Source organism: Tunturiibacter lichenicola (assembly GCF_051013355.1).
In the GTDB taxonomy this organism is placed as follows: domain Bacteria; phylum Acidobacteriota; class Terriglobia; order Terriglobales; family Acidobacteriaceae; genus Edaphobacter; species Edaphobacter lichenicola_F.
Genome location: NZ_CP132944.1, coordinates 3,259,338 through 3,276,607, shown reverse-complemented (window position 1 = coordinate 3,276,607; position 17,270 = coordinate 3,259,338). Strand labels below are relative to the sequence as shown.

General features: G+C 58.6%; 16 protein-coding genes and 1 other RNA gene. 7 read left to right on the top strand and 10 right to left on the bottom strand.

What is annotated here, in order from left to right; translation table 11 throughout:
• Positions 1-137: 137 nt before the first annotated feature.
• From RBB82_RS13800 to RBB82_RS13765, 8 genes are all read right to left on the bottom strand, one after another.
• The gene (locus RBB82_RS13800; RefSeq protein ID WP_433971181.1) at positions 138-1,337 is read right to left on the bottom strand and encodes a VWA domain-containing protein; all 1,200 of its coding nucleotides are present in this window, start codon (positions 1,335-1,337) and stop codon (positions 138-140) included.
• A gap of 28 nt (positions 1,338-1,365) precedes the next feature.
• A complete protein-coding gene (locus RBB82_RS13795; RefSeq protein WP_433971180.1) occupies positions 1,366-2,487 on the bottom strand; it encodes an RluA family pseudouridine synthase in 1,122 nt (373 codons plus the stop codon).
• Positions 2,477-3,226 carry a prolipoprotein diacylglyceryl transferase gene (locus RBB82_RS13790; protein WP_433971179.1) on the bottom strand — a complete coding sequence of 250 codons (750 nt, stop codon included), beginning with the start codon at positions 3,224-3,226 and terminating at the stop codon, positions 2,477-2,479. Before RBB82_RS13790 ends, RBB82_RS13795 begins: the two co-directional genes overlap by 11 nt.
• 131 nt (positions 3,227-3,357) lie before the next feature.
• Positions 3,358-3,542, bottom strand: a non-coding RNA gene (gene ssrS, locus RBB82_RS13785) — 6S RNA.
• Positions 3,543-3,629: 87 nt separating this feature from the next.
• Complete coding sequence (locus RBB82_RS13780; RefSeq protein ID WP_433971178.1) at positions 3,630-4,673, bottom strand: redoxin family protein; 1,044 nt, start codon at positions 4,671-4,673, stop codon at positions 3,630-3,632.
• Between the two features lie 97 nt (positions 4,674-4,770).
• Positions 4,771-5,130 carry a cell division protein ZapA gene (locus tag RBB82_RS13775; RefSeq protein WP_433971177.1) on the bottom strand — a complete coding sequence of 120 codons (360 nt, stop codon included), beginning with the start codon at positions 5,128-5,130 and terminating at the stop codon, positions 4,771-4,773.
• Between the two features lie 22 nt (positions 5,131-5,152).
• Positions 5,153-5,422 (bottom strand): hypothetical protein, encoded by a 270-nt coding sequence (locus RBB82_RS13770; protein WP_433971175.1) that lies wholly within the window; start codon positions 5,420-5,422, stop codon positions 5,153-5,155.
• Between the two features lie 416 nt (positions 5,423-5,838).
• The gene (locus RBB82_RS13765; protein ID WP_433971174.1) at positions 5,839-8,274 is read right to left on the bottom strand and encodes a phenylalanine--tRNA ligase subunit beta; all 2,436 of its coding nucleotides are present in this window, start codon (positions 8,272-8,274) and stop codon (positions 5,839-5,841) included.
• A gap of 61 nt (positions 8,275-8,335) precedes the next feature.
• Between RBB82_RS13765 and RBB82_RS13760 the strand changes: the two genes are divergently transcribed.
• The 7 genes from RBB82_RS13760 (at position 8,336) to RBB82_RS13730 (ending at position 14,721) form a co-directional block, all read left to right on the top strand.
• Positions 8,336-8,554, top strand: coding sequence for a hypothetical protein (locus RBB82_RS13760; protein ID WP_433971173.1), 219 nt, complete (start codon positions 8,336-8,338; stop codon positions 8,552-8,554).
• Positions 8,555-8,831: 277 nt separating this feature from the next.
• On the top strand, positions 8,832-9,806 hold the full coding sequence (locus RBB82_RS13755) for an alpha/beta hydrolase (protein WP_433971171.1): 975 nt from the start codon (positions 8,832-8,834) through the stop codon (positions 9,804-9,806).
• A gap of 163 nt (positions 9,807-9,969) precedes the next feature.
• Complete coding sequence (locus tag RBB82_RS13750; RefSeq protein ID WP_433971170.1) at positions 9,970-10,461, top strand: nuclear transport factor 2 family protein; 492 nt, start codon at positions 9,970-9,972, stop codon at positions 10,459-10,461.
• 112 nt (positions 10,462-10,573) lie between these two features.
• Positions 10,574-10,930 carry a phage holin family protein gene (locus RBB82_RS13745; protein ID WP_433971169.1) on the top strand — a complete coding sequence of 119 codons (357 nt, stop codon included), beginning with the start codon at positions 10,574-10,576 and terminating at the stop codon, positions 10,928-10,930.
• A 20-nt stretch (positions 10,931-10,950) separates the two neighbouring features.
• Complete coding sequence (locus RBB82_RS13740) at positions 10,951-11,766, top strand: hypothetical protein (protein ID WP_433971168.1); 816 nt, start codon at positions 10,951-10,953, stop codon at positions 11,764-11,766.
• A 314-nt stretch (positions 11,767-12,080) separates the two neighbouring features.
• A complete protein-coding gene (locus RBB82_RS13735; RefSeq protein ID WP_433971167.1) occupies positions 12,081-13,313 on the top strand; it encodes a beta-propeller fold lactonase family protein in 1,233 nt (410 codons plus the stop codon).
• 106 nt (positions 13,314-13,419) lie between these two features.
• The gene (locus RBB82_RS13730; RefSeq protein ID WP_433971166.1) at positions 13,420-14,721 is read left to right on the top strand and encodes a lactonase family protein; all 1,302 of its coding nucleotides are present in this window, start codon (positions 13,420-13,422) and stop codon (positions 14,719-14,721) included.
• A 293-nt stretch (positions 14,722-15,014) separates the two neighbouring features.
• On the opposite strand, the gene RBB82_RS13725 is transcribed toward RBB82_RS13730, so the two are convergent.
• Together RBB82_RS13725 and pyrH are read right to left on the bottom strand one after the other, a co-directional pair.
• Positions 15,015-16,193, bottom strand: a complete 1,179-nt coding sequence (locus tag RBB82_RS13725; RefSeq protein ID WP_433971165.1) for an acyltransferase family protein — start codon at positions 16,191-16,193, stop codon at positions 15,015-15,017.
• Between the two features lie 235 nt (positions 16,194-16,428).
• Complete coding sequence (gene pyrH, locus RBB82_RS13720; protein WP_433971164.1) at positions 16,429-17,133, bottom strand: UMP kinase; 705 nt, start codon at positions 17,131-17,133, stop codon at positions 16,429-16,431.
• Positions 17,134-17,270 lie beyond the last annotated feature (137 nt).

Below are 17,270 nucleotides of genomic sequence, written 5' to 3'. Positions count from 1 at the left end.
TGGCCGTGCTGCATGCGAACGCGGGTTGCTCCGCTGCGCTCCGGAATGACAACAAAAAGGACATGCAACAAAAACGGCAAAAGCAGATTCCTCCGCTGCGCTGCGGAATGACAACAAAAAAAGCAGCGCGGAGGAGTTTACTGGGCTGGGCGCGGAGAGAAGTAGCCTTTTTGGGCGCGGACCTTGAAACGAGGATCGTTGGCCTGGAGATAGATGGTGCGGAAGGAGCCGTCCATTCGGAGATTTGCGGGGCGGTAGACGAGGTGGTACTGGCTGCGGAGCTCCTCTTCGATGTTGCGGAAGCCGATGGCTACATCTTCGAGCTTGGTGGGGTAGAAGGCCTGGCCGCCAGTGGCGTCTGAGATCGCCTTGAGGACGTCATCACCTTTGTCTTTGCTGGGGCTGATGTTGGTGCTGATGGTGTAGACGATGGTGTCGGCGCGCTGGCACATCTTGATGGCGTCGGACTCCTGAACGCGGGAGTAGTTGTCGTCACCGTCGGAGACGAGGATGAGAGCGCGACGGACGGCGCTGGTCTCCTGCAGGGTGAGCATCTGATCTTTGCAGGTCTTGTAGAGTGCGTCGAAGAGGGCGGTACCGCCGCCGGGACGGAGTTTGCGGATTCCCTGGTTGAGGAGGTCGACGTTGTTAGTGAAGTCCTGGGCTACGTCAGTTTCTATGTCGAAGCCCTCGACGAAGGCGCGGTCGTCGCGGTGGAGGATCTGGAGGAGGAACTCGATGGCGGAGTCCTGCTCGAACTGGAAGCGCTGGCGGATGGAGCTCGATGTGTCGAGCATGATGCCGACGCGGAGAGGGAGGTTGGTCTGCTGGGTGAAGCGGAGGACAGCGGTGGGAGGGCGGCCGTCGTCGAGGAGGCCGAAGTTCTCGCGCTTGAGGCCGGTGATGAATTTGCCGTGCTTGTCGGTGACGGTGAAGATGAGATTGACTTCGTTGACGCGGACGACGATGTCAGCACCGCCGGAGGGCGGGGCTTGTGGACCGGGCAGGGGCTGGTCTGTGGACGGTGCCTGAGTTTGATCCTGCGGTGTCGCGGGTGTTTGCTGCGCTGCGGGCTGGGCTGGCGGTGACGCGGCTGGGGGCTGCGGCGCGGGCGGCGGAGTGTTGGACTGTGCCGAGGGCGTGGATGGGAGATTCGTGGTCGGCGTCGCGGTCTGAGCAGCTTCAGCAGATGACCCGGATGGCCCGCTTGGGGCGGCGAAGAGACGGTGCAGCCAGCTTGGGCGCTGAGTCAGAGTGGTCTGAGCTTGGGCGAGCGGGGCGACAACTGCCAGAGAAAGCACTAAAACGGGGACTTTGAGCCTAAAGATGCGGTTCATTCGGTTGGGGACGATCACTCGGATGATTCTACTCAATTGTGGACGAATTCGTGCGAATTGCTTGCAAAAACGTCTCGAGCTCAATGGGGAGGGGGGCAGCGAGGTCCATGGGCTTGTGGGTTTGGGGGTGGGTGAAGGAGAGATGCGCGGCGTGGAGGAAGTTGCGGTTGAGGTTTTTCTCAGGAGAAAGGCCAGGGACGGCGTGCGGAGCGCCATAGAGTGTGTCGCCGACGACGGGGTGGCCGAGGGATTGGGCGTGGACGCGGATCTGATGGGTGCGGCCAGTCTCGATGCGGACCTCGACGAGGGTGAAGGGGGCATAGGGAGTGGTTAGACGTTCGAGGACGTGGAAGTGGGAGACGGCAGTGCGGCCATCGGCGCGGCGGGTGGTCATACGGGTGCGGCGGATGACGTCGCGGGCGATGGGAAGGTTGACGGTGGTGTCGTCTTTTTTGAGGTGGCCGTGGAGCAGGGCTACGTAAGTTTTCGTTACCTGGCGGCGGGAGAACATCTCACCGAGCTTGCGGTGGGTGCTGTCGTCTTTGGCGACGAGGATGAGGCCGCTGGTGAGCTTGTCGAGGCGGTGGACGATGCCGGGGCGGAGGTCGCCGGCTACGTCCGAGAGCTTTGCGAAGTGAAAGAGGAGAGCGTTGACGAGCGTGCCGCGGTTGCGGACGTCGTCTGTGCTTCCGGCTCCCGCGTGCACCATCATGCCTGCTGGCTTGTTGATGACGGCCAGGTGCTTGTCTTCATGGAGGATGTCGAGGGGGATGTCCTCGGGGATGGCGTGGAGTGGTTCGGGCTGGGGGGAGCCTTCGATCTCGATGGATTCGCCACCGTGGAGCTTCTGTTTGGGCTTGGCGGGGTTGCCGTCGACACGGACCTGACCGGCTTCGATGAGGAGTTGGACGCGGGCGCGGCTGATGTCGGGGATGGCCTGGGCGAGGTACTGGTCGAGGCGGAGGTTGGCGGCGGCGGGGTCGGCGGTGAAGGTACGAATGGATGCTGCGTCGGAGTCTTCTTCGACTTCGTCGAACTCGATGACCGGGACTGGGAGTGGGGCGGCTTCTTCGATGCCGCGAGTTGCGACGTATTCGGGACGTACGGTGCGACGGCGCTGGCCCTTGGGGAGCATGTTCTTAGACGGCATTGGTGGTGACCAGCTTTCTTGGCAGCAGAACGATGAGGCCTGCTGTAACGATCATACCGATGGCGATCCATTGGATGGGGTCGAGGATGCCGTACGGCGCGTTGGTGTAGGGGTAAGGCTGGCGGAAGAAGGTGAGGAGGAACTGGATTACTCCGGCTGCTGTGAGTGCGAACGCTAGGGTATCGCCTGGATGTTGACGGCGGCGGAGTTGGCGAATAAGAGCCAGAGTGAGGAGAGCCGCCGCGATGGCAGCGTAGAGCGGGACCGGGTGCAGGCGAGTGGGATCGGGTGGGATATGTGTGGCCCAAGGGAGCGCGGTGGGCAGGCCCGCGTCGCTGCCTTCGGAGAAGTGTCCCAGTGCAAGGAAGGCCCAGATGATGGTGGCGCAGGGGCTCCATGCATCGAGGGTGTCGAGGATGGGGAAGCTGCGTAAGCGGAGGTAGATCACCGTTGCGAGGATGGTTAGGAGGATGCCGCCGGTGGTGAGGGAGGGCACCATCAGCAGGAGAATGGGATAGGCGAGGAAGTCGTGGAAGTTCGAGAGGACGAGGAGAACGCGGGAGAGCGCGAAGGCTAAGAGGAGGGTGAAGAGCCCTGCGTCCCAGAGCTTGTTGGGATTGATGCCGACGGTTGCGGCTGTGCGGAGGCTGAGGGTGAGTGCGGCCATGAGGCCAACGGCAGCGAGGACGCCGAATGTGGGTATTAGGAGATGGCCGGAGTGGATGAGGTAGGGGTGCACGTTCGGGGGCAGAACAACAGCAACAGCAGATCCCTACGGGATGACAACCAAAAAACAAGCAACGACTAAAGCAAGAACAACTGCGAGGGCAACGGAGTGAACTTCAACCGTTCCGAGGTTTTAGGTAAGAAGACCGACCCACTGGGCCGTACGTCGAGTCGCTGGTGAACCCGTCTAAGACGGCGGGACCCTGCCGTGGTTCTTTAGGCATTCCTGACTGGAGGACAGCACACCGAACCATGTATACGAGCCAGGCCCCTGTTCAATGAATATTGGTTCAACCAGCGTGGGTCGCGTACCTGCTTTGCAGGCCGGTTTCTTAAGATTGGATGCTAAACGTGCGGCGAGGGATTGGCAAGTTATGGAGCTGCGCGGCTTTGGCTCCAACTGCGAAGCCTTCAAGCTAATTGCCGACCTGATTTGTTGGTGGCGCTGAGGTTTTGGCGCGGGCGATCAGTTTTTTTAGTTTGCCTTCGACGTCGGAGCCGGAGCCGAGCATCTCGGCGGTGAGGACACCATCGGAGTCGATGGTGAAGTAGTGCGGGATGGCTTCGACGCCGAATTTTTTGCTGAGGGAGTGGTCGGGGTCGCGATATTGGACCCAGGTCATCTCGTTCTTTTCGATGAAGTTCTTCCATTTTGTCTCGTCCGAGTCCCAACTGATGCTGATGATGACCAGAGGCTGGCCAGCGAACTCTTTGGCGATCTTCTTCATGTGCGGGAGCTCTTCGTTGCAGGGACCGCACCAGGTGGCCCAGAAGTCGATGAGGACGACGCGACCGCCCATGGCGTCTAGGTTGAACTTGGATCCGTCGAGAGCAACGACGTCGATGGCCGGAGCCATCTTGTGCACGGAGAGCGAGGGATCTTCAGCGAAATGCTTGGCGCGAAGATAGCTGGGGTCTTCGGGGTTGACGCAGCTGACACAGGATTTGAATTGCTCGCGGGCTGCGTCCATCTTGCCCATGTGAGCGAGGACTGTGCCGTCGAGATAGAGCGCGGTGGCGTTTTTTGGATCGTCGACGATGGCGGCTTTGAAGGCGGCATCAGCGGCGTTCATCAGATCGGGCTTGTTCTTCTCGCCAGCCTGCAGGAAGAGAGCGTACCCGCGGTTGGCTTCGGCGCGGGATTTGAGAATAGGCGTGGTGGATGCGGCTTCGAGTGAGGATGCAGTTGTGACGGCGTCTTTGTAGTTGCCAGTGCTGAGTTGAAGCGCAAGGATCTCGTTCAGGACGTCGAGGTCTTTACCGTTGGCGATCTTGCTGGCCTTTTTGTAGGCATCGATGGCGAAGAAGATCTGGCGGTCGTGCTTGAGCTTCTTCCCTTCTGCGATGGCGGCCTGAAACTTTGGGTCGGATTTGTAGTCTGGAGCGGTCTGTGCAATGGCGGGAGAAAGGCAGAAGGTAGCGTAGAGAATAAGAACAGCGAGCAGGGTGGGACGACGCATCGAAGAGCTCCGGTGGTGATGATGATCGGCGCTGTCGATCATTGCAGCAGGAGCGGAGAAACTCAAGCAAAATCGCGGGTTCGATGGATTCGGAGGGTTAGCCGACTTTGCGCTCTTCGAGGACCTCGTCGAGCATGTGGGCGATGGTGCCGGCGCGGGAGCGGAGGGATTGCTGCGAGTTCTGGAGGCTGCCGGCGAGGTTGTCGTTGCGATCGCGGGCGCAGCAGAGCTCGTCGGCGATGTTGAGCGCGGCTAGGACGGCGACACGCAGGGAGTCGACGGTGTTGCCGTGGGCGGAGACGGCGCGCATCTTGGCGTCGACGATGGCGGCGAGGCGTTCGATGTAGGCGGGATCGGTGCCGCGGAGATTGTAGACCTGGTCGTAGATGTCGACGGCGATGGACTGGTTTTGCGTCGGCTCGGCGGGGGCCTTTGCGGCTTCGAGGGTCTGGTCCATCGGGTCTCCTTTACGTGAGGTTTTAGAGGAGTTCGTCCATCTGCTGGAGCATCTTTTCGACGCGGTGGCGGACGGTTTCGCGCTCTTTGGTAAGTGTGGTGAGCTCGGTTTCGGTCATGGCTGCGAGGCTTTGCTGCTCGGCGAGCTGCTCGCGGAGAGTGGCGACTTCGGCTTCGGCTGCGGCGCGGGCTTCACGCTCACGCTTTACGATTTCGACGGCACGGAGAACTTTTTGCTCGAGGGCCTGGAACTCGTCTGCGCTGATGTTCGGGCTGATGGTGGAAGTGCTCATATTGTTCTCAGTATAGACGGCGAAGAGGTGGATTTTCGCTGGGGAAAACGCGGGTGGAATCTATTTGGGTGCGAGTTTGTGCGGATTAAATTCGGTTTGTGGTGAAGTAGGCGTAATTCAAGGGGGTTGTGCGATTTTGGTGGTGATTGGATGGTGAATTTGTGGTGCGATTGTGGTGTTTGGTGTGGTGGATGTGGTGTTTTGCGTGGTGGATTTTTGGTGGGGAAAAATGTGACACGGTTTTGAGATTTATTTTTTGCTGGTTCGGTCCTGGCGGCCGTTGAGGAGCTAGGCAACAGCAGATTCCTCCGCTTCGCTGCGGAATGACAACAAATAGAACAGGCAACAGCTAAGGCAAATGCATGCAACTGCAGCCGCAAAAACAACTGCAGCCGCAGAAGTAGCCGTAGGTCAGGTCAGATTTTGTTGGCGGAGGTGGCTGCGCCGTCGCGGATGGTGCCGCCTAGCGCGGTGAGGGCGGCGATGATCTTTGTCCACCAGTCGGTTAGTTCCTCGTCGCGGAGGGTGCGGTCGTTTGATTGAAAGACAGTGCGGAGGAGGAGTGAGTAGACACCGGGATATTTCTTTGCGTCGCGCCAGACTTCGATGGGCTTGAGGCTTTGCAGCTCGGGGATGGCTAGCGCGTGGATGGCGGACGCTACGGCTTGCCACTGGATGGTGTCGGAGAAGACGAAGGAGAAGTCGCGCTCGACGGCCTGATAGCGGGAGAGATCGTGGGCGGTGATCTTTTTGAGGGGGAGCTGGTAGAGAGCGGCGAGGTCGAGCTGCGCGAGGTAGATGGGCTGGCGGAGCTTGCGGGCTTCGCGTTGCGCGTGGGCTAGTTCGCCGAAGTGGGCGATGGGTTGGTTGTTGAGGAGGGCGGTGGCGCCACGGCCGGGTTGGAGCCACGCTGGGGCTTCTGCTGAGAAGGTTAGCGGCTGTGCGGAAGAAATGCGGGGGTCTCTCCGCTCCGGCGGCAAAAGCGCCGCCTCCGGTCGAGATGACGACTCTTTTGACGACGCTGGAAGGTCGGAAGGAGAGGCATTTCTTGCCGCCTCCGATCGAGATGACGACTCCTTCTCTGATGCTAGAACCTCTGACGCGACAACTCGGGGTAATGTGTCGTTTGCCGCGTTCAGATCGAAGAGGGAGAGGAGAGATTCGATTGCGCCCTTGAGCTCGAAGAAGGGGGCGTCGGCTGCGATTTGGAGCGGGGCCGTTGGTTGCGGAGAGGCGGTGGTGAGGCCGAGGGAGAGCTGCGGGGCTTCGTGGACTTCGGAGATGAAGGTGCCGTCGGCGGGGATGGTGGCGGTGAAGATCTGGCCTTGTTCGAAGAGGCGGACTTCTTTGACGTCGCGGTTGAGGTTGTGGGCGAGCATCGTGACCATGCCCGGGACGAGTGAGGGACGGAGAAGCGATGCCTCTTCGGAGAGTGGGTTCTCCATGGGGACCGTTGTGGTTGCCACGTTGGAAGAAGACGGTTCGCTTTGCGAATAACCCACCCTATGCGGTGAAGCTGCAAAGGATGGGCCACCCGGATGTTGTGGTCCCTGTGCCTTTATCGCTGACGAATAAAAGAGGTCGGCGTCGGGTTGGCCGGCGAAGCTGCTGGAGACGGACTCGCTGAAGCCGAGGGCGAGGAGGCGCGTGCGGACGGCTGCTTCTTTGGCCGCGGTGGGATGGTCGATGACGATGCCGGGGGTGGGGAGGGTGTTGGCGAAGCGGTTGTAGCCGTAGACGCGGGCGACCTCTTCGATGAGGTCGATCTCGCGTTCGAGGTCGAGACGCCAGCTTGGGAGCTTCGTGGAGTAGACGGCTTGATCGTCGCGCAGGCCGTGGAGGAGGAGTTCGCAGCCTAGCGAGGTGAGGTACTGGGAGACGACGTCGGAGGTGATGCCTTGCGGGTCGATGGTGGTGCCGAGGTGGCGCTGAACTTGTTTGACGGAGAGTTCGATGGGTGGGCGCGAGGCGGTGCGGGCGGCGACTTCGGGATCGATAAGGTCGATGAGTTCGCCTTCGAGCTTGCCTCCGGCCTGAAGGATGAGCTGGGTGACGAGGGCGTTGGCGACGGGGGCGGCGTTGAAGTCGGCGCCGCGCTCAAAGCGGTGGGATGCGTCGGTGTGGAGGCCGTGTCGGCGGGAGCTGCGGCGGACGGTGGCCTGATCGAACCATGCAGCTTCGACGAGGATGTTTTTTGTTTCAGGGGTGATCATGGAGTCCCAGCCGCCCATGACTCCGGCTAGCGCCAGGGCCTTCTTTTCGTCGGCTACTACCAGGTCGTCGGCTTCGAGGGTGCGGTCGGTGCCGTCGAGGAGTTTTAATTTTTCTCCCTTGTGGGCGAGGCGGACGACGATGCCGCCTGAGATCTTGTCGAGGTCGAAGGCGTGGGTGGGATGGCCCATGCCGAGGAGGACGAAGTTGGAGGCGTCGACGACGTTGGAGATTTGTTTTTGGCCGAGTGCTTCGAAGTAGGTTTTGATTTCGCCGGTGCTGGTGGCGATGGTGACGCCGCGTAGGACCTGGGCGGTGAAACGTCCGCAGAGGCCTTTGGCTTCGGGGGAGATGCGGACGGGGAATGGCTCGTCGACTAGGGTGCCGATGGGGAGTTTGGTGTTGAAGGGTGCGAGAGGCAGGTTGTAGATGGTCGCGGCCTCGCGGGCGATGCCGTAGTGGTTCATCGCGTCGACGCGGTTGGTGGTGATGTCCATCTCGAATAGGTGGCCGTTGTTTGGGCCGAGATTGTGGACTCCTTCTACAGCGATTCCGCGGAGGGTGAGGTCTTCGGCGAGTTGGTGGTCATCGGCCGGGATGTTGGGGACGTGAGAGCGGAGCCAAGCGGTGAGGATATTCATGATGGACGGCTTTTAGTCTAAATGTTTCGTGGGGTTGGATCTTTTTGGATAGAAGAAATAAGTGGGAGAAGACAAAACGAAAACAACAGCAGATCCCTACGGGATGACAACAAAAGAACAAGCAACGGCAACAACAAAAGAACAAGCAACGGCAACAACAAAAGAACAAGCAACGGCAACAACAAAAGAACAAGCAAAGGCAACAACAAAGAACAGGCGACGACAACAACAAAAGAAACAGGCAACGGCAACAGCAAACGCAGATCCCCTGCGGGGATGACAACAAAAAGAACAGGCAACAGCAAGGACAACTGCAAGAACAAGAGCAACAGCAGATCCCTACGGGATGACAACCAAAAAACAAAAACAACCGAAACCGCATCGTCCTTGTTTGCGTCGTCCTTGTTTGCGCTGTTCCTTGTTTTGCGTTGTTTCTTGTTTGCGCTGTTTCTTGTTTGCGTTGTTCTCGTGCCGCTTTGGTGTCGTGTTCGAGTGGCAGCCTTGCGTGCGGTAGGGTTTGTTGTGATGATGGCTGCGGGTTTCGTGGAGGGTTTTGGATGCGACGTGTTTTGTTTGGTTTGGTGATGGTGTGTTTTGGTGGGGTAGCGGGGGCGCAGTCTTCGGGGTGGCCGGTGGCGGCGGGACATGCGGTGGTAACGCTGTGGCCGAAGGGTGCGCCGGGGGCGAATACGACGACGGGACCGGGGGCGAATACGACGACGGGACCGGGGGCGAATACGACGACGGGACCGGAGGCGGATACTTCGACGGCGGCTGATAAGCAGATTGCGGGTAAGGCCGTGGTTCGGCTGGGGAATGTGTCTGCGCCGACGTTGACGCTGTTTGAGCCGAAGGGTGGGAGCAGTGGTGCGGCGGTGGTCGTGTTTCCTGGGGGTGGGTACCACATCCTGGCGATGGATCTTGAGGGGACCGAGGTGTGCGACTGGCTGACCTCGCGCGGAGTGACGTGCGTGCTGCTGAAGTACAGAGTGCCGGAGACGGGGCCGTATCCGAAGTCGGATGAGGCGTTGCAGGATGCGCAGAGAGCCGTCGGGTTGGTGAGGGCGCATGCGACGGAGTGGAAGATCGATCCGAAGCGGGTTGGGGTGCTGGGATTCTCTGCCGGTGGGCATCTTGCGGCAGCGTTGAGTACGCACTTTACGGCGCGGCTGTATCCGAAGGTGGATGCTGCGGATGATTTGAGTTGCAGGCCGGACTTTGCCGTGGTGCTTTATCCGGGATATCTGGTGCTGGCGGAGAAGGGGATGATGTTCAATCCGGATATTCCGGTGACGAAGGAGACGCCGCCGACGTTTCTACTGCAGGCAGAGGATGACGACACGGCACATGTGGAGAATGCTACGGCTTATTTTCTCGCACTGAAGAATGCCGGCGTGCCGACCGAATTGCATATTTATGCCGAGGGTGGGCATGGGTATGGCCTTCGGCGGACCAAGTTGCCGGTGACGGGGTGGCCGGATCTGGTGGATGTTTGGATGAAGACGATTGGAGTGAGTCCGAGCGCGCGGTGAGGCTTGGGTTCTTCCTTATTCTGCTTCGTCTGGTGAGGACCTTCGATGCTGCGAGAGATTTTGAGCGATTCCCTTCCCGAGTGACGCGAACATTGTGCGTTGTGGCTGCGTACTGCCGTAAGTGTTCCGAATTCAAATCTGGATGCGAGCGAGGAGAGCGGCTATGAGGAAGTTTTGTGTTTTGTTGTTGGTTGTGTTGGGTGGCGTAGTGACTGGTGCGCAGGCGCAGACGGTTCCTTCGCTGGGTGAGATCAAGAATGATGCGGAGTTGACGAAGGCGATTAAGACGCTGGATAAAGAGCTGTTCGATGCGTACAACACGTGCAATCTGGAGAAGCTTGGGATGCTGGTGGTGGACGACCTGGAGTTTTATCACGACAAGACTGGGCTCGCGGTGGGCAAGCAGGTGTTTCTGGATGCGATCAAGAACAACATCTGCGGGAAGGTGACGCGGCAGCTGGTGCCGGGGTCGCTGGAGGTGTATCCGATACACGACTATGGCGCGGTGGAGATTGGGACGCACCGGTTTTACCATCCGAGGATGCAAGACCATGGGGCGGTGGGAGAGGCGAAGTTCGTTCATTTGTGGCAGTACAAGGATGGCGCGTGGAAGGTCTCGCGGGTGATCAGCTATGACCATGAGACGGCGAAGTGATGGTGGCTTTCGAGGGACGTTGAGGGCTCCGCAGAATTTGTGCCGAAAAATACCGGCGTCGGATATGCTGGTCGCAAATCGAGATTTCAATTTTGCTGCATAAGGACGGACTATGCTTCGCTTGCTCTTGCACTGGATTTTGAATGCCCTGGCCCTGTTGGTTGTTTCGCACTTCGTCGATGGATTCATTGTGACTAATGTAGTTTCGGCGTTTATTGCGGTGGTTGTGATTGGGTTGCTCAATGCGACGTTGGGACTGTTTTTGAAGATCATCACGCTGCCGCTGGGAATTCTGACGTTTGGGATCTTCTTCCTGGTGGTGAATGCGGTGGTTCTCTGGTTCTCGAGTAAGTTTGTGCCGGGGTTTGCGGTGACGACGTTCAAGGCGGCGTTTCTTGGGGCGCTGGCTCTGGCTGTTTTGCATATGCTGTTTGGGTTTTTCGGGGCCGCGGCGAAGAAAAATTCATAGAGGAGTCTCGAAGGGCTTGAGTGGCCGCTGACTTTCGGCGAGAAGTCTGGCACTTCGAGACCAGAGAGGCGGGAAGGGTGTTGAATCCTTTGAACTATCCAATATTTATTTTTTTCTTAACGTTTTTTCTGATGTGGTTTGCAGCGTGGCTGGGCGGCCGCATCAGCCAGCGGATACATGGCCTGGAGGAAGAGGTACGCCCGGACTATGGAACCGTTCTCGCGGCTACGTTGACGTTGCTGGGTCTGATTATCGGATTCAGCTTTTCGATGGCGACGTCGCGCTACGACCTGCGCAAGCACTACGAAGAGGAAGAGGCGAATGCGATTGGGACTGAGTACGTCCGGGCCGATCTGCTGCCGGAGCCGGATAGGACGCAGGTGCGAAGTCTGCTGCGGCAGTACACGGACCTGAGAATCCAGTTTTACAACGCACGTACCTGGGATGACCGGGCTCAGCTGATACAGACGAGGGGGAAGGTGCAGGATGAGCTTTGGGCTGCGGTCTCGAAACCAGCGATGGCTCAGCCGACACCGGTGATTGCGCTGGCGGTTGCGGGGATGAACGACGTGATCAACTCGCAGGGGTACACGCAGGCGGCGTGGTGGAATCGAATACCTGTGGGGGCGTGGTGTCTGATGTTTGGGATTGCGCTGTTCTGCAATGTGATGCTGGGGTTTGGATCTCGGAAGATCGATGGGAGAGTGTTGATGGTGCTGCCGCTTGTGGTTGCGGTTTCGTTTTTCCTGATTGCGGATATCGACAGTCCGCGGGGTGGGGTGATTCGGGTGCATCCGCAGAATCTGGAGAGCCTGGCAGCGAGTTTGGGGGAGTAGTCGAGAGTCCGGCGAATAGTTGTGCGACGCGGCAGGCCAACCGATGATGTTGTGTTGCGTCTATCAGAAAACGAAGTTGAAAAGAGGACGTGATCTTTTTGTTTTCGATGCTAGCGAGTTGGTAACTATGGCGTGGATTCTGGTCATCGATTGACTGGAATGTGTGGGATAAGTGGCACAAAGTCTCGACAGCTTCTACAATAAGCGAAGGAATCGTACCCTACAGAGTTGCTCGCGGCAGAAGGTGGGCGAAGATCGTCCACTGGCGAGGATTAAGGAAGCGCATGAAGTTGAGTAGGATTGGCCGGGTATCAATGGCCTTGGTAGCGTCCGTAGCGATGGGTCTGGGCATGACGGCGTGCGGTGGCGGCACGATCGGGTTCATGTGGGTTCTGGGAACGCAGTATAACCAGATTGCAGGCTTTAAGATTGATGACTTCTCGGGTAATCTGACGCAGATCCCGCACTCTCCGTTCAGCTCGGGCGGGGCGGATCCGGTTTCGCTCGTGGTGAAGCCAGGTGGCCGGTTCCTGTATGTGGTCAACAAGGGTGGCACGAATACTACCGGCGTCAACCCCCTTTGCGGAACGGCGGGGAGCATCAGCGAGTTCAGCGTGGGTGGCCAGGGTGTCTTGACCTTCCAGCAGTGCTTCCAGGCACAAGGATTTACTCCGGTATGGGCGGCACACGACAGCACCGGTAATTTCTTGTATGTGCTGTCCCAAACTGCGCCGGCTCCGAGCGCGACTCCGTCCGACCCGATGCCGGTCCCTCCTGCAAATGGCGCGATCACTGTGTTCTCGGCTGATCCGAGCACGGGACGGTTGACTTTGGTACTGAACCAGCAGATCAAGGACCCTGCTACGGGGCTGCAGTTGACCTACTTCCCGGTTGGCAATCAGCCTTCGATGTTGGCGATCTCCGGGGGATGCGTCTTTACACTGAACTCCCAGGACAATACGGTGTTTCCCTACGCTGCAGGCGCCAGTGGGCAGCTGACGCAGACGACGAACTCGCTGATCACGACCGGAGCGACAAAGGCGACCTCGATTATTGCCGGCGGAAGCGCGATCTATATAACAGATGCGGGGGCACCAAACTCTCCGGGACAGATCCTTCCGTTCACCGTCGCAGCGACATCGTGCGCGTTGAATACGATCACCGGTGGCGCTACCGCGAACCTGTCTCCGGCGTCCAACCCGGTGTACACGCTGGTAGACAGCAAGAATCTTCATTTGTATGTGGCGAATCAGTCCACGACAAACACGACGGTACCAAACAGCTCCATTTCGGCGTTCAACATTCAGGCGAACGGTCAGTTGCAGGAGCTGCCTGACTTAGGGAACAATCCTTATCCCGTCGGAGCGGGGCCGGTCTGCATGGTCGAGGACCCATCGAACCAGTACATCTATACCTCGAATGGAGATGGGACGGTGTCCGGCAAGAGTATCTCTACTATCGGTCAGCTCTCACCCTTGAAACGAGCGACGACCTTTAACGCGACAGGCCAGGCGACATGCCTTGCGGTAAGCGGCAACGTAGACTAGCTGGCAGCAAGGCAGCTGGAGAACCAGGACAGGATGTTGTGATGGCATCCTGAGTATCGCGACAGCAGTAGTGGGCGGAAACGATTTGCCCCGGAGTTAGGCAAGCATGAAGTGGAATAAGATGGGCCGCGGAACTTTGGCCTCGATTTTGTCTTTGGCGTTGGTAAGCGTAACGGCGTGCAGCCGCGACTACGTGCTGGCGTATGTGTATGTGACGACGTCGAAACCCCTGACCAGTACTTCTCCGAATGGCGGCGTTAGCGCCTATGCGGTGGACTTCCAGATTGGCTCGCTGACGCCGCTTGCGGATTCGCCGATACCCGCGGGCCGACAGCCGATAACGCTGGTTGCGGCGCCGAATGGATTATCGCTGTATGTCCTGAACCAGGACGACGCGACGGTTGGCCAGTATGCGATCGGGACCGACGGGAAGATCTATCTGCAGAACACCGTGAATGTAACGGGAAGCAAGCCGACCGCGATCGCAATCGATCAAGCGGGTGCGTTTCTGTATGTGACGTTCACGTACCAGCTTGGACCGCAGGGACAGCAGCTTTATTCCCCCGGTTCGCCTGGGCCGGGCGGTGTCACGGTGTTTCCGATCAATAAAGACGGCAGCCTTGGTACACCAGTGTCCAATACGACGGTGGGAACGACTGCAGCCAATCCGCTGAACTACTTCCCTGTCGGCAATAATCCAGCCGGCATTGTCGTAAGCAATATTCCGCCGAGCGGCAATGTGGGTCGATTCGTTTATGTTATCGATCAAGAGACCACGACGACGCCGAAGGCTACGGTACTTGGATTTTCCCAGAATGCGACGTCTGGTGGTCTAACGCCGACTCCAGGTACCACGATTACGACCGATAGCACTGGCAGGACAGTGGCGACCGGTTACGGCGCGGGAACCACGCCGAGTGCGATCGCTGTCGACCCGTCATCGCGGTGGGCTTACATCACAGATGAAGCCACCAATCAGTTGTACGGCTATAACCTCCAGAACGATGGCTCGCTTACTGCAATGGTGAACAGCCCCTTTCCGACGGGTATTTTTCCAGTCGGCCTGACGATCGATCCGCGGGGCAAGTTCCTGTATGTTGCGAACTTCAGCTCGGGCACGGTGGGAGCCTATGCGCTTGACGTAAATGCCGGGACACCGACTGGAGCTATCGGCTCTGCCTCTACGGCGACAGGTACCGGACCTATGTGCGTAACGATCGAGCCAGCGTTGGGTATTTACTTGTATACACCGAATAATCTGGAGGGCGACGTCTCAGCAATGCAGCTTGCGCCGCAAAACGGCACGCTGAAGCAGGTGCAGAATACTCCGTTCCCCTCGAGTGCATTGCCAACATGTGCGGTAACGGTGGCAAATGGATCGCACCCGACACAGATCATCGTCAACTAAATCGCTCGTTGTTCGAGTTGTAAGAAAGCCCCGCGATTGCGGGGCTTTTTGCTGTCCAACGAACGTAAGAGTGCTTTGTCCGGCTGATTTGCTCAAGGCAACTGGGTTCGGGTCCTAAGGAACAGATGGACCACACCACCAGGAAATAATGGCTTAACAAACATCGAATCGATGACGCGTAAGTAATCTTCCAGCGCAATTTCCCTTACGGTGTAGAGACTGCAAACGCAGATTCCCTTCGGAAATGGAGAAACAAAAGCGAAAGCGACTCTACACCAACTGCGGCCGTTGCCCTAGCGCGCGGTGGACAGGGAGGGACGGGCTTTGCGGGAGAAGCGGGTAAGAATGGCTCTGCGAGCGGGCGCCTCGACGAAGTGAAAGGCTGCCAGAGCGAGCAGGATAAGTATTGCGTAAGAGAGCCAGGGATCCAGAGCTGCCAGGTGGAGCCGCTCCGGCACATGATAGATGTGCAGAAGCTGGAAGACGTTGAAGTGGAGCAGGTAGAGGCAATAGCTGCTCTCGCCTATGAGTAAGAGGGGACGCCAGGAGAAGAGGGCTGAGATCGGATGAGGGCCGCTGAGGCCTAGAACCAGGGCAGCGAATACGGGAGTCATGAGACCACCGTGCATGAGAAGGTAGGGGGTGTGAAGGACAAGAGTGTAGAAGAAGAGTCCTATCGCAGTAAGGCTGACCGCCGAGAGAAGAAGACGCTGGCGTGGGGTGAGAGTCAATGCGAGCTGGAGTTTGCCGAGGGTAACGCCGGTGAGGAAGGTGCAGATGTAGGGGAGCGGTGTGTACTTGAGGAAACGGATGAGTTGGGTAGAGCTGTAACGGTCAACAGGGCCGACGATGTGGTCGGGGTTCAGCAATAGGTAGAGTGAATGAGGGATAAGGCCGATAACCCACAGCGCGAGTAAGAGAAGGACAAGGTGTAGAGGCCGCCTGGGCCAGGGTGCGCGGATGAGCCAGGGGAAGGCGGCGTAGAGGACGACCTCGCTGGAGAGGGTCCAGGCGACGGTGTTCCAGAAGGTGGCGACCGATGGGCTCCAACCCTGGAGGACCAGTGGAGTGAGGATGATTCCCTGCCAGAACTCGAAGTGGGAGCGCACGTGCCACTCTTCCTGCACCATGCGGAACGAGATGATCAGGACCAGGAGATAGACGGGGTAGAGACGGGAGAAGCGGGCCAGCCAGAACTCCCGCTTGACGAGAGTTTTGGCGCGATCGGCGTAGTTGTAGGTGAGAACGTATCCGGAGATAAGGAAGAAGACGCCGACGAAGACGTAACCGTTATCGATGATGGGATAAAGGAGTCCGAGGTGAGGCGGCGTGAAGTGGAAGAGGATGATGAAGATGGCGAGTAAAGTACGAATGCCAGTGAGCGCAGGGAGAGGCGGCTTGCGGGCCGTGACTGCCGGGACTGGTGACGTAGGCGGTCGCTCGATCTGTGATTCCAGGAGGGAGGTATTCACTCAGGTTTGTCCTGCTTGCTCGGGGATGTCTGGATCTAACTTTATTTAACGCGGTTTCTGGAGATTTGACGCTAGGAAAGGGAGGCAAGATGACATATTTCGCGCGATTGCGGTGGGAACCTTCCAAGGCCTTCAAGGTTGCCTGAGAATATGCGCCGTTCAGGCAGTAAGGATACGACGACAAAAGGTCCTGCACGCTCGAAGTGACCGTCGACGCTGGTGCTAACCCCATTGCTCAGGCAGTGACGAGGGATCCGATCTTTTCTCCGCTTACGACACGGACGATGTTGCCGGGCTCGCGCATACTGAAGACCATCATGGGCATGTTGTTGTCCTTACAGAGGGAGACCGCGGTGGTATCCATGACGCGGAGGTTGAGGCGGAGGATGTCGTTGTAGGTGATCTGGTCGAACTTCGTCGCGGTTGCGTCGAGCTTGGGGTCGGCGGTGTAGATGCCGTCGACGGAGGTGGCCTTGAGCAGGATGTCGGCCTTTATTTCCATGGCGCGGAGGCTGGCGGCGGTATCGGTGGAGAAGAATGGGTTACCGGTGCCGGCGGCGAAGATGACGATGCGATTCTTCTCGAGGTGGCGCATGGCGCGGCGGCGGATGTAGGGCTCGGCTACTTCGTGCATCTCGATGGCGGACATGACGCGGCAGAAGAGGCCGAGCTTCTCGATGGCGTCCTGGAGCGCGATGGCGTTGATGACGGTGGAGAGCATGCCCATGTGGTCGGCGGCGACGCGGTCCATGTCGATGGCCTGCTGGGCGACTCCGCGGAAGAAGTTGCCACCTCCGACGACGATGCCGATCTCGCAGCCGAGGGCGTGAACGGCGGCAATTTCAGCGGCGATTTTGTGAATGAAGACAGCATCGATGCCGAAGCCCTTGCCAGCGGCCAAGGCTTCGCCTGAGATCTTGAGAAGGACTCTTTTGTACATGTCAGGACTAAGTATCGCATGGTGAGCCGGGAGGGTTGTCAGCAGTGGGTTTGAATGTGGTCAAGGAGTCCTGGCCGATTGCGTCTGCAACTTTGGGGGGAGGAGCAAAATTTACGCACAACTTTGCAGGGTAAGGT

Bases quoted from the DNA above. Each gene is read 5' to 3' on its own strand.
- RBB82_RS13800 (WP_433971181.1), bottom strand. From the start codon at position 1,337: ATGAACCGCATCTTTAGGCTCAAAGTCCCCGTTTTAGTGCTTTCTCTG.
- RBB82_RS13795 (WP_433971180.1), bottom strand. From the start codon at position 2,487: ATGCCGTCTAAGAACATGCTCCCCAAGGGCCAGCGCCGTCGCACCGTA.
- RBB82_RS13780 (WP_433971178.1), bottom strand. From the start codon at position 4,673: ATGCGTCGTCCCACCCTGCTCGCTGTTCTTATTCTCTACGCTACCTTC.
- RBB82_RS13775 (WP_433971177.1), bottom strand. From the start codon at position 5,130: ATGGACCAGACCCTCGAAGCCGCAAAGGCCCCCGCCGAGCCGACGCAA.
- RBB82_RS13770 (WP_433971175.1), bottom strand. From the start codon at position 5,422: ATGAGCACTTCCACCATCAGCCCGAACATCAGCGCAGACGAGTTCCAG.
- RBB82_RS13765 (WP_433971174.1), bottom strand. From the start codon at position 8,274: ATGAATATCCTCACCGCTTGGCTCCGCTCTCACGTCCCCAACATCCCG.
- RBB82_RS13755 (WP_433971171.1), top strand. From the start codon at position 8,832: ATGCGACGTGTTTTGTTTGGTTTGGTGATGGTGTGTTTTGGTGGGGTA.
- RBB82_RS13750 (WP_433971170.1), top strand. From the start codon at position 9,970: ATGAGGAAGTTTTGTGTTTTGTTGTTGGTTGTGTTGGGTGGCGTAGTG.
- RBB82_RS13745 (WP_433971169.1), top strand. From the start codon at position 10,574: ATGCTTCGCTTGCTCTTGCACTGGATTTTGAATGCCCTGGCCCTGTTG.
- RBB82_RS13735 (WP_433971167.1), top strand. From the start codon at position 12,081: ATGGCCTTGGTAGCGTCCGTAGCGATGGGTCTGGGCATGACGGCGTGC.
- RBB82_RS13730 (WP_433971166.1), top strand. From the start codon at position 13,420: ATGAAGTGGAATAAGATGGGCCGCGGAACTTTGGCCTCGATTTTGTCT.
- pyrH (WP_433971164.1), bottom strand. From the start codon at position 17,133: ATGTACAAAAGAGTCCTTCTCAAGATCTCAGGCGAAGCCTTGGCCGCT.